Here is a 10,166-nt window from a genome sequence, read left to right on the forward strand (position 1 = left end):
GAGGATAAGATGCTTTTGAGTGAACTTGCTGGTAAAGAGATTATCAATCTTCATGATGGTGTAAAATTAGGTCTGGTGGGAGACGCTGATCTTGATATTTCTTTAAACGGATCTGTGGAGGCAATCATTCTAACTCCACGCGGGGGGGCAGGATTTTGGGGTTCAAGGGGAGAACGGGAACGCGATATCTTGGTGATTCCTTGGCAAACTATTAAAAAAGTAGGTTCTGAGGTTATTATCATTGATTTGCAGAATAAATCAAAAAATAACCGATAATATTCAATTTGACAGAGGACGGGATACCCAATAGAATGAATGGTAAAGCTGTAACCCCGCATTGCATTTGGCAAACGGGGTTTTTGGCTTATCATCGCAGGAGGGGTTTCGTTGAAAAAAATTCGAGTTTTCATAGCTGGAGCAAGCGGGAAAATGGGTCAGGAAGTGATTCGTTCGCTTTTGGGACAAGATGATATGCTTTTGGTAGGAGCTTCAGATACAAGACATCAAGGGATGGACATAGGATTTATTGTGGGTCTTCCGCGAGTTGGTGTAGATATTACGGGTCCATTGGATCCTGAAATCTTACGAACGTCGCGTGCTGATGTTTTAGTGGATTTTACGAATCCTCAATCTGTATTAAAAAACGCAAAAATGGCAATTATGGCTGGAGTAGTTCCGGTCGTGGGAACAACTGGGTTAGACGAAGCTGAGATTGAAGAAATTCGAGCGCTCGTTGTTAAAGAACAGGTAGGAGCGTTCCTTGCTCCGAATTTCTCGATCGGGGCAATTTTGATGATGCGCTTTGCTAAGGAAGCGGCAAAATACTTTCCCAATGTGGATATTATTGAATTGCACCACGATCAAAAATTAGATGCTCCATCAGGAACCGCATTAAAAACAGCAGAGATGATCTTAGAAGACCGTGGTCCCATGGTTCAAGGACACCCGAATGAGTACGAGAAAGTTTCTGGAGCAAGGGGCGCAGATGTTGAGGGTATTCATATTCACTCTGTCCGTTTACCTGGCTTGATTGCCCATCAAGAAGTATTATTTGGGGGATTAGGCCAGGCCCTAACAATTAGGCATGATGCGTTTTCAAGAGAGACCTATATGCCGGGAGTTATGTTGAGTATTCGCAAAGCGATTGAATTGACTGGTCTCGTCATTGGATTGGATAATTTCCTCGATTAGGTAATTATCCAGCGTAACCGTAGCCCGCATTCCCTCATATAATGGATAGTAGTCAAAGGGACACTGTCTCAAAGGGGGGCATAAAGATGAGTGCGGGTTTGAAAGGAATTCGTTTAGCCGTAATCGGGGGGGATGAGCGAGAAATATACTTGATCCCCGAACTTCAAAAACAGGGAGCCTACATAGTCGGGGTCGGATTCGAGAATGCTTCTCCCATACCGGGATTGACGCTTGCGCCATCACTACAAGACGTAGTTGGCCAAGTGGATGCATTGCTTTTTCCAATGTTCGGCACTGATGAACGTGGGGTTGTGAAAGCCAAGTACTCTGCTTCGCCTATTGTATTAAACAAAGAAGTACTTCGAGCTATTCCAGCGCGTGTACCACTAATTATTGGATTCGCGCGGCCAGCTTTGAGGTCAATAGCAGAGAACCTGGGAATCCAATTGGTAGAAACCGCAATCCTTGATGAACTTGCTATCCTTAATTCTATACCTTCGGCAGAAGGAGCCATTCAGATGGCGATGGAGTCCACTACCATTACAATTCATGGAAGTGAGAGCGTCGTCATTGGCTTGGGGCGAAGTGGGTGGACGCTAGCACGCATGTTACAAGGGATTGGAGCACACGTGACGGGGGTTGCTCGTAAGCCTAAGGTCCTAGCGCGTGCAACCGAAATGGGACTCCATGCAGTCCATTTTGCAGATCTTGAGGATGAGATTGGTCGTGCGGAAATTATCTTCAATACCGTACCTCAACCAATATTAGATCGCGTGATGTTAGAAAAGGTGGCGCGGGATGCGGTCATTGTGGATTTGGCTTCTATACCAGGGGGCACAGATTTTGAATATGCGCAGATGTTGGGCATAAAAGCACTTCTGGCTCCGGGTCTTCCTGGCATTGTAGCTCCCAAAACGGCTGGCAAAATTCTTGCTCAAATTTACCCGCAACTTATTCTTCGTCACTTGACCACAGGGAATGGTTCGTTTCAGTCTTGAAAGTGGAGGTGCGAAGGGATGCAGGTTGACGGGTTAAAAATTGGGTTTGCTGTTACGGGATCACATTGTATGTTACATGAAGTTTCAAAGGTCATGAAACAACTAGTTGATGAGGGTGCTGATGTGACACCCATTATCTCCTATTCGGTTGAAACTATGGATACTCGTTTTGGAAAATCAGCGGAATGGAAAAGTAAATTTAAGGAAATTACGCATAAAGAATTGATTCAGACGATCCCAGCTGCTGAGCCGGTTGGGCCCAAGAAGATGTTCGATTGTTTGGTTATTGCTCCGTGTACCGGAAATACCTTGGCTAAACTGGCGAACGGAATTACGGATACACCAGTACTCATGGCAGCAAAATCTCATCTTCGAAATCAAAGACCGTTAATCTTGGCGATTTCTACTAATGATGGCTTAGGGTTAAATGCGCGCAATATCGGAACTTTGCTCATCACGAAGAGCATTTATTTGGTACCGTTTGGTCAAGATAATCCCGCTGATAAAGCGAATTCTTTAGTGGCACATATGGATAAAGTTAAGGACACTATTCTTATGGCTTGTGAAGGAAAACAAATTCAACCAGTACTTTGGGATTATCGATAAAGTGCTAATGGCCTAACAAAACAAGGTGCCTTGCTTTTTCGAGCAGGGCACCCTTTACACAACGTGAATTGTAGCCAAAAATAAGGAGGAACATAAGGGATGCCGAATGTAGCAATCGTTGGCGCCACGGGCGCAGTTGGACAAGAGTTTTTGAAAATCCTCGCCGAACGCAATTTTCCTATTAATAAACTGAGATTGTTAGCCACAAAGCGATCTGCTGGTAAACGTATTCTATGGCAAGGCCAGGAATTAGAGGTTCAAGAGACAACCCATGAGAGTTTTAAGGGTATTGATATTGCTCTTTTTGCTGGAGGATCAGGAAGTACGGAGTATGCCCATGCTGCGGTCAATAGCGGGGCGGTTGTGATCGATAATAGTAGCGCTTTTCGGCTTGATCCAGAAGTCCCTCTTGTTGTACCTGAAGTTAATCCTGAAGATGTCCAATGGCATAAGGGGATTATTGCCAACCCAAATTGTTCAACAATTATTATGGCGGTTGCCCTCAAGCCAATCTATGATTTAGCAGGAATTCGTCGTGTCGTTGTTTCGACCTACCAAGCCGTATCCGGAGCGGGACGAGAAGGTATTGAGGAACTTGAATCACAGGTTAAGGCCTGGTCTCAAGGTGAAGACCTCAAAGCGAATGTTTTCCCTTATCAAATTGCTTTTAATCTTATTCCCCGTATTGATGTATTTCAAGAGGGAGACTACACCAAAGAAGAGTGGAAGATGGTCAAGGAAACACAAAAGATTTTCCACGCTCCAAATATGGCTATCACAGCAACTACGGTTCGTGTACCGGTTTTCCGCAGTCATTCGGAGTCAATAAATGTTGAGACTGACCGGTTAGTTAGTGTCTCCGAAGTCCGAGCGGCTTTGAGTAAAGCAGCAGGTGTTATTGTAGATGACGAGCCTAGTAAGGACCACTATCCGATGCCCTGGTTTAGCTCTGACAAGGACGAAGTCTATGTCGGGCGCTTGCGTAAAGACTTTTCCATTGCTCAAGGGTTTAACTTGTGGGTGGCCGGAGATCAAATTCGTAAGGGCGCGGCGACAAACGCCGTGCAAATTGCAGAACTCCTTTTATAAAATCATGCCAACATTCATGGAAGAAAGAGGAGGGAATGGGCTTGCGTATTTTGGTACAGAAGTTTGGCGGGACTTCCGTGGCCACAGAAGAGCGGAGAGCTCAGGTGGCCTCCAAAGTTTCGGAGGCTGTTCATTGTGGATATTCTCCAGTGATTGTCGTTTCGGCGATTGGTCGTTCCGGGGATCCTTACGCAACAGATACGTTTCTGACTATGGTAAAAGGAATCTATCCTGATTTACCAAAACGCGAATTGGATCTTTTAATGAGTTGTGGGGAAGTGATTTCTGGAGCTGTTTTAGTAAGTACGTTAAATAGTCAGGGATTTGAGGCGGTTCTTCTTACTGGAGGGCAAGCAGGAATTATCACTAACAATGATTTCGGGGATGCCCGAATTGTACGGGTGGAACCAGGTGCTATACTAAATAAGCTTTCAGAAGGAAAAGTGGTCGTCGTCGCAGGATTCCAGGGAATGACCGAAGATGGTCAGATTACAACCCTTGGACGAGGAGGAAGCGACACGACGGCCTCTGCACTTGGGGTGGCCCTTAATGCTGAATCTATCGATATTTATACAGATGTTGAGGGAATCATGACGGCAGATCCTAGAATCGTTGAAGATGCGCGTATTTTGGATACGGTTACTTATAATGAAATTTGTCAATTAGCCTACCAAGGATCTAAAGTCATACACCCTCGCGCTGTAGAAATAGCAATGCAACGGAATATTCCGCTCAGAATTAAATCAACTTTTTCAGATACACCAGGAACATTGGTGACCAACATGCATCCGGATCGAGGAGTAGGCACCGATATTACCACTGATCGTATCATAACGGGAATTGCTCATACATTAAGTGTCACCCAACTTCGAATTTTAAAAGGGGATGCTCCTGACTTACATCTGACAGACAAACGGATTTTTAAAGCGATGGCACTTGCAGATATTAGCGTGGATTTTATCAGCGTACAGCCAGAAGCGGTGCTTTACACCGTTTCAGATGAGGTTGCGTCCAAAGCTGTTAAAATTCTAGAAAATATGGGCTATGAACCAGGGGTTGTATCAAACTGTTCTAAAGTTTCGATTATTGGCGCCGGAATAGCAGGTGTTCCCGGTGTTATGGCTGACATGGTTGAAGCGCTTTCAGACGCTGGAGTGACTATCTTACAATCTGCTGATTCACATACGACCATTTGGGTGCTGGTGCATAAAGAAGACATGGTGAACGCTGTAAAAACTTTACACAAAAAGTTTCAACTAGGGGTTTAATGAGGTAACTATTGTGAAAAGAAAGGGTGAGAAAGATGTCTTTTGGAAGAGTGTTGACAGCCATGGTAACTCCTATGAATGAAGCATTGGAGGTTGATTATGAAGAAGCAGCACGCTTAGCTCAGTACTTATTTATCCATGGATCTGATGGCATCGTGGTTTGTGGAACGACAGGAGAATCACCGACAGTCACAGACAAGGAAAAAATAGAATTATTTAGGGTAGTAAAGGCAGCCTTAGGCTCAAAATGTACGGTGATTGCCGGAATTGGGTCTAATTCGACGGATTCCAGTATTAAACTTGCTCGTCAGGCTGCGGCAACAGGTGTTGATGGACTGATGGCAGTGGTGCCTTATTATAATAAACCCTCACAAGAGGGGATGTTTCAACACTTTAAAGCGATTGCGGAGGCAACGTCTCTTCCCTTAATGCTTTATAATGTACCAGGTAGGACCTCAGCTAATTTATCGCCTGAGACTGTGAAAAGATTATCCGAGATTTCAAACATTGTTGCCTTAAAGGAGGCGGCAGGTTCCCTTGATCAGGTGAGTGAGCTTAAAAGGATGTTACCTTCAGAGTTTGAGGTTTTTAGTGGAGATGACTCTTTGACTTTGCCTATGTTGGCTTTAGGCTGTAGTGGAATCGTTAGTGTGGCAGCCCATGTCATTGGGGATGAAATGAAAGAAATGGTGGATGCGTGGTTTGCTGGGGATACGGCCCGGGCGACAAGGTTGCATCTTGAACTTTTCCCAATATTTAAGGGTATTTTCGTGACGGCAAACCCGGTTCCAATAAAGGCCCTCTTGAATATGGATGGGATTAAAGCTGGCGGAGTTCGTCTGCCTCTAGTTAAGGCGACATCAGAAGAAATAAAATTTTTAAAAGACCTTATGAATAATTTTAAAAGTGTGCACACCGATAGCCCTAAGAGCACTCGAGTAATTTCGGAATTGAAAGTCGCGTCAGAAAAGGTTAGTAACCCAATTGCTTAGAAAATCACTACAATTCATTACAATAAATCATGCCTTAGGGACGTAAATGAAATAATATAGCGTTATCCTTCATAGATTTACGTTAGGCGCGAAGGAGGGGTTGTAACGAACTTATTTCCAGTTTGTTACAACCCCATTTTTTTTACTCCAAATGTTATGTGACTACTAACTACTTGGTGGTGTATATCCTCTTTTCGGATAGCGTTCACGACTTAGTCAATTGTAAACTTCCATCCGCAATAGAATTCATCAGGATGAGGGTCAGGTGGGCAGGCTACGCAAATCGTCTTAATTCGTGGGTCAATCGTAGAAGCGAATAATGAATACTCCACTTCTCCAACTGGTTTGCAAGGATGATCTGGAAGGTTCTTCCTCTTGCGTGCAGATTGAACGCGACAATCTTTCATATAGAAAACTAATGTTCGATCATCTGGTCTAGAGCTTTCTTGCTCATTTAAAAAGGCATAAAGTCGGAACTTCAGCGCTCTTTCCAGTGCATCAAGTCCCCCATTTTTAGGCAAATCGAGGAAGGACATTATGCGTTTGGCTTCAATAACTGTAAACTTCCTCCATGCTTCGACATCACGCTCAACTGCTTCATCAAGTCCACGTGCTTGTTCAATGGCTTGGAACCAAAGCCCATCGTGAGCCAACCAACGTTTGGCGAAATCACCCAACAGCTCCAAAGCTTGTTCTCGTGTTAGGTCTTCCTTAGAGTTCAACATCTTAATTTCTCCCCCTCTTAATATATATTGAAAATTCTCTATATTAAGAGTATTCGATTTCTATTCTCAAATTCCTGCCTAATAAAAAAAAGTCACCACCCACTGTGGGTGGCGAACTTGAGGATTAGTGAAATGGTTTTGAACAAATTGCTCAGACTATTTGTTTTGAGGTTCGTAGAAAGCACACTCTGCTTCACGATCCATTAAGCTAGATGTGACGCTTAGCGTCTCAAGTTGACAGTGTCCATCTTCGTTGTGATTACATTGAACTGCTGAACAAACAACATTGGTCATGATTTTAACCACCTTCCTCGACAATACTCAAAGTTATAGTTTCACAAAACGAACTATTATATACTTACATAAAGTCAGATAAGTATTGTATGAACTGTCAGTGGGAAGTAACTTGCCAGTTGGCGCTTTGCGCGCTATAATGAACTATATTTATTGTGCGGCTAGTTTCATAGATGCTTTTCGAAATACTGACGAATACTGGGCGTCGTTGTGTTCGTTTTTGGTATTTCGCGTCTTTTTGGTGTCTATGTATTGGGCATCGAAGGAACCACGAGGGTCTCCTTAGCTTTTTAGGCACAATGCAAGAGATAAAATAAATACAGGAGGTAGATTTGATTGCCCAAAGAGCATAAACTACAAATTATTCCATTAGGCGGACTCGGAGAAATCGGGAAGAATATGACTGTGATTCGCTATGACAATCAGATGGTGTTAGTTGATGCCGGATTAGCGTTTCCAGATGAAGATATGCTTGGGATAGATATTGTAATCCCAGACTACTCATATTTGATCGAACACAAAGAAATGTTGCTTGGCATATTGCTTACACACGGACATGAAGATCATATTGGTGCATTACCCTACTTATTGAGAGATGTAGATGTTCCAATTTATGGGACGCGTTTGACGTTAGGTATTATTCAGTCCAAGATGAAAGAGAACAATTTAAACAATATCAAAGCTACTGTCGTACAACCGCGTGATGTTATTAAACTTGGGGTTTTTAGAATTGAATTCATTCGTGTCAACCACAGTATTCCGGATGCAGTATCGATAGCTATCCATTCCCCTTTAGGAACGATTGTTGTGACGGGGGACTTTAAGTTAGATCACACTCCTGTTTCTGGAGAGATACTAGACATTCATAAATTTTCTGAACTGGGAGACAAAGGAGTTTTGTGTTTACTTTCAGACAGCACGAATGTGGAAAGAGCTGGATTCACGCCGTCAGAAAGTCATGTCGGGGAAATGATTGAGGAAGCTTTTCGTAATGCTAAGGATCGTGTCATCCTTGCTAGCTTTGCTTCCAACGTATACCGACTTCAACAAGCAATAACCTCTGCTGTAAATACTAACCGTAAAGTGGCGGTTGTGGGACGAAGCATGGTCAATATTGTTGGGATCGCCGAGGAACTGGGATATTTAGATATTCCGGAGGGCACTCTTATGGATATTGATGAAATAATCGGCTTACCAGGAAATCAAGCCTGTATTTTAACCACAGGAAGTCAGGGTGAACCGATGTCTGCACTGACTCGAATGGCAAACCATGATCATCGTCATGTTGCGATTCAACCGGGAGACACAGTAATCATTTCTGCCAGCCCAATTCCAGGTAATGAGAAATCTGTAGCCAAGACGGTGGATCAATTATTTAAGCTTGGAGCAAATGTGATCTATGAATCGGCAGAGGGAATGCACGTATCGGGTCACGCTAGCCAGGAAGAGCAAAAATTAATGCTAAGTATGGTCCGCCCACAGTATTTTATGCCTGTTCACGGGGAATATCGCATGTTGATCAAACATGCTCAAATAGCTGAGCAACTGGGGATCCCTAGGGAAAATATTTTCATCACAGAGAACGGCGGAATTGTTGAGTTCACTCGTCATGGGGCAGCTTTAGGCGGCAAGGTTATGGCCGGTAAAGTCTTGATAGATGGCTTAGGGATCGGAGATGTAGGCAACATCGTGTTACGAGATCGTAAACAACTCTCACAAGACGGTATTTTAATCGTCGTCATGACGATTAGCCGTTCGAGCGGGGCGATTGTATCTGGACCAGATGTCGTGACGCGGGGGTTTGTTTATGTTCGTGAATCGGAAACGATGTTAGACGAGGCGAAACAAAAGGTAAGACAGACGATGGCACGTTGTCGAGAGAATCGGATCACAGAATGGGCTGTATTAAAGAGCCAAATCCGTGATGCATTGAGTAAACAATTTTATGAAAAAACGCGTCGTAGACCTATGATTTTACCGATTATTCAAGAAGTCGAATAGAATAACACACAAATAAAAACTTAAACATCAAACACAACGCTCCTTTTTGGAGCGTTTTTAATTTTTCCTTAAGATAATTGTAAGCCTACTCCTCTAGTTTTTTACACTTATTACGTTATAAAGGAGAAAAGAGGCTGAGTGAAGAAAACATGTATCAAATCACAATCGGGAGGCAGAAAAATGGGGGAGATCTTATTTATCGCACCATTGCAAGAACTAGCCAGCATGGTTAAAGAGGTTAGCCATAAGGAAGGTGCACCGGAGATCGATGTTAAGGTCGCCCGAATGGATGATGGGGTTAGACTCGCCTTAGAAGCCGAGGTACAGGGATATCACGTGCTTGTCAGCCGGGGAGTTAAGGCTTGGACGATTCGAGAGGCAGAGGTTTCTCCCTGTCATTGATGTACTAATTGGTGGTTAGATATTTAGAAGCTTATTTGCAGGCCAAAAGTCTCGGCAGCCCGTTGCTCAACATGTACTATGCAGTTAAGTTACGGCTAAAAAATCACGGTGTGGCGGGGCGATTTGTGCATCTAGTACAGTTAAACTGAGACCTATCAGAAAAATCAGCTGATAATATTTAATTCTGCGATTTTTTAGGCTTCCTACTTTTTATTAACCCAGAGAAAAATAAAGAGAAACATGAAAATATATAGTTGACAGTGTCGAATGGAAATGCTATTATTACTGAGTGCCACAAAGACGCACGACGATTGAAAAGGTAAGGGGTAAAACCTTTGAACTAATCAATCAAAACGAACAAATTAGTGATTGACAACGTGAGTTGAAAATGCTAAGATGTGATTCTGGCCCAAACGGGTGCTGGAAACAAAGTTTAAACCATGGTCTTTGAAAACTAAACAACAAGGACAGCCAATGAGAGAAACTCGAAAGAGTTTCAAAGAAACAATGAGCAAGTCATCATCTTCTTCAATACAGAAGTTGAAATAACTTTTTTGGAGAGTTTGATCCTGGCTCAGGACGAACGCTGGCGGCGTGCCT

At 43.3% G+C, this 10,166-nt stretch carries 12 protein-coding genes; 9 read left to right on the top strand and 3 right to left on the bottom strand.

Going from position 1 to position 10,166, the window contains the following annotated elements; translation table 11 throughout:
- The first annotated feature begins 9 nt into the window (after positions 1 to 9).
- From E4K68_RS18565 to dapA, 7 genes are all read left to right on the top strand, one after another.
- Positions 10 to 276, top strand: a complete 267-nt coding sequence (locus E4K68_RS18565) for a YlmC/YmxH family sporulation protein (RefSeq protein WP_135380401.1) — start codon at positions 10 to 12, stop codon at positions 274 to 276.
- Between the two features lie 111 nt (positions 277 to 387).
- The gene (dapB, locus tag E4K68_RS18570; protein WP_135380402.1) at positions 388 to 1,191 is read left to right on the top strand and encodes a 4-hydroxy-tetrahydrodipicolinate reductase; all 804 of its coding nucleotides are present in this window, start codon (positions 388 to 390) and stop codon (positions 1,189 to 1,191) included.
- 86 nt (positions 1,192 to 1,277) lie between these two features.
- Entirely contained in the window at positions 1,278 to 2,189 is a 912-nt protein-coding gene (dpsA, locus tag E4K68_RS18575) for a dipicolinate synthase subunit DpsA (RefSeq protein ID WP_135380403.1), read from the top strand.
- 18 nt (positions 2,190 to 2,207) lie between these two features.
- Entirely contained in the window at positions 2,208 to 2,795 is a 588-nt protein-coding gene (locus tag E4K68_RS18580) for a dipicolinate synthase subunit B (protein ID WP_135380404.1), read from the top strand.
- Between the two features lie 99 nt (positions 2,796 to 2,894).
- Positions 2,895 to 3,884 (top strand): aspartate-semialdehyde dehydrogenase, encoded by a 990-nt coding sequence (locus E4K68_RS18585; RefSeq protein WP_135380405.1) that lies wholly within the window; start codon positions 2,895 to 2,897, stop codon positions 3,882 to 3,884.
- 41 nt (positions 3,885 to 3,925) lie between these two features.
- Positions 3,926 to 5,152 (top strand): aspartate kinase, encoded by a 1,227-nt coding sequence (dapG, locus tag E4K68_RS18590; protein ID WP_135380406.1) that lies wholly within the window; start codon positions 3,926 to 3,928, stop codon positions 5,150 to 5,152.
- 35 nt (positions 5,153 to 5,187) lie between these two features.
- Positions 5,188 to 6,144, top strand: coding sequence for a 4-hydroxy-tetrahydrodipicolinate synthase (gene dapA / locus E4K68_RS18595; RefSeq protein ID WP_135380407.1), 957 nt, complete (start codon positions 5,188 to 5,190; stop codon positions 6,142 to 6,144).
- A gap of 212 nt (positions 6,145 to 6,356) precedes the next feature.
- Here the strand turns inward: dapA and E4K68_RS18600 are convergent, their stop codons facing one another.
- Together E4K68_RS18600 and E4K68_RS18605 are read right to left on the bottom strand one after the other, a co-directional pair.
- Complete coding sequence (locus tag E4K68_RS18600; protein WP_135380408.1) at positions 6,357 to 6,869, bottom strand: DUF6125 family protein; 513 nt, start codon at positions 6,867 to 6,869, stop codon at positions 6,357 to 6,359.
- Positions 6,870 to 7,025: 156 nt separating this feature from the next.
- Positions 7,026 to 7,163: a DUF1540 domain-containing protein gene (locus E4K68_RS18605; protein WP_135380409.1), complete on the bottom strand. Its 138-nt coding sequence runs from the start codon at positions 7,161 to 7,163 to the stop codon at positions 7,026 to 7,028.
- A 336-nt stretch (positions 7,164 to 7,499) separates the two neighbouring features.
- On the opposite strand from E4K68_RS18605, the gene E4K68_RS18610 reads away from it, so the two are divergent.
- Positions 7,500 to 9,164: a ribonuclease J gene (locus E4K68_RS18610; RefSeq protein ID WP_135380410.1), complete on the top strand. Its 1,665-nt coding sequence runs from the start codon at positions 7,500 to 7,502 to the stop codon at positions 9,162 to 9,164.
- Positions 9,165 to 9,344: 180 nt separating this feature from the next.
- Positions 9,345 to 9,566 (top strand): PrpR N-terminal domain-containing protein, encoded by a 222-nt coding sequence (locus tag E4K68_RS18615; protein ID WP_135380411.1) that lies wholly within the window; start codon positions 9,345 to 9,347, stop codon positions 9,564 to 9,566.
- 362 nt (positions 9,567 to 9,928) lie between these two features.
- Here E4K68_RS18615 and E4K68_RS20850 read toward each other — a convergent pair.
- On the bottom strand, positions 9,929 to 10,166 hold a 238-nt coding region (locus tag E4K68_RS20850), incomplete at its 5' end, for a hypothetical protein (protein ID WP_206751216.1).

It is taken from the genome of Desulfosporosinus sp. Sb-LF (assembly GCF_004766055.1).
Classification (GTDB): Bacteria; Bacillota; Desulfitobacteriia; order Desulfitobacteriales; family Desulfitobacteriaceae; genus Desulfosporosinus.

What these genes read in the sequence shown, in the direction of transcription:
- E4K68_RS18605 (WP_135380409.1), bottom strand. Translation starts at nt 7,163, where the DNA reads ATGACCAATGTTGTTTGTTCAGCAGTTCAATGTAATCACAACGAAGAT.
- E4K68_RS18600 (WP_135380408.1), bottom strand. Translation starts at nt 6,869, where the DNA reads ATGTTGAACTCTAAGGAAGACCTAACACGAGAACAAGCTTTGGAGCTG.
- dpsA (WP_135380403.1), top strand. Translation starts at nt 1,278, where the DNA reads ATGAGTGCGGGTTTGAAAGGAATTCGTTTAGCCGTAATCGGGGGGGAT.
- E4K68_RS18565 (WP_135380401.1), top strand. Translation starts at nt 10, where the DNA reads ATGCTTTTGAGTGAACTTGCTGGTAAAGAGATTATCAATCTTCATGAT.
- dapA (WP_135380407.1), top strand. Translation starts at nt 5,188, where the DNA reads ATGTCTTTTGGAAGAGTGTTGACAGCCATGGTAACTCCTATGAATGAA.
- E4K68_RS18615 (WP_135380411.1), top strand. Translation starts at nt 9,345, where the DNA reads ATGGGGGAGATCTTATTTATCGCACCATTGCAAGAACTAGCCAGCATG.
- E4K68_RS18585 (WP_135380405.1), top strand. Translation starts at nt 2,895, where the DNA reads ATGCCGAATGTAGCAATCGTTGGCGCCACGGGCGCAGTTGGACAAGAG.
- E4K68_RS18580 (WP_135380404.1), top strand. Translation starts at nt 2,208, where the DNA reads ATGCAGGTTGACGGGTTAAAAATTGGGTTTGCTGTTACGGGATCACAT.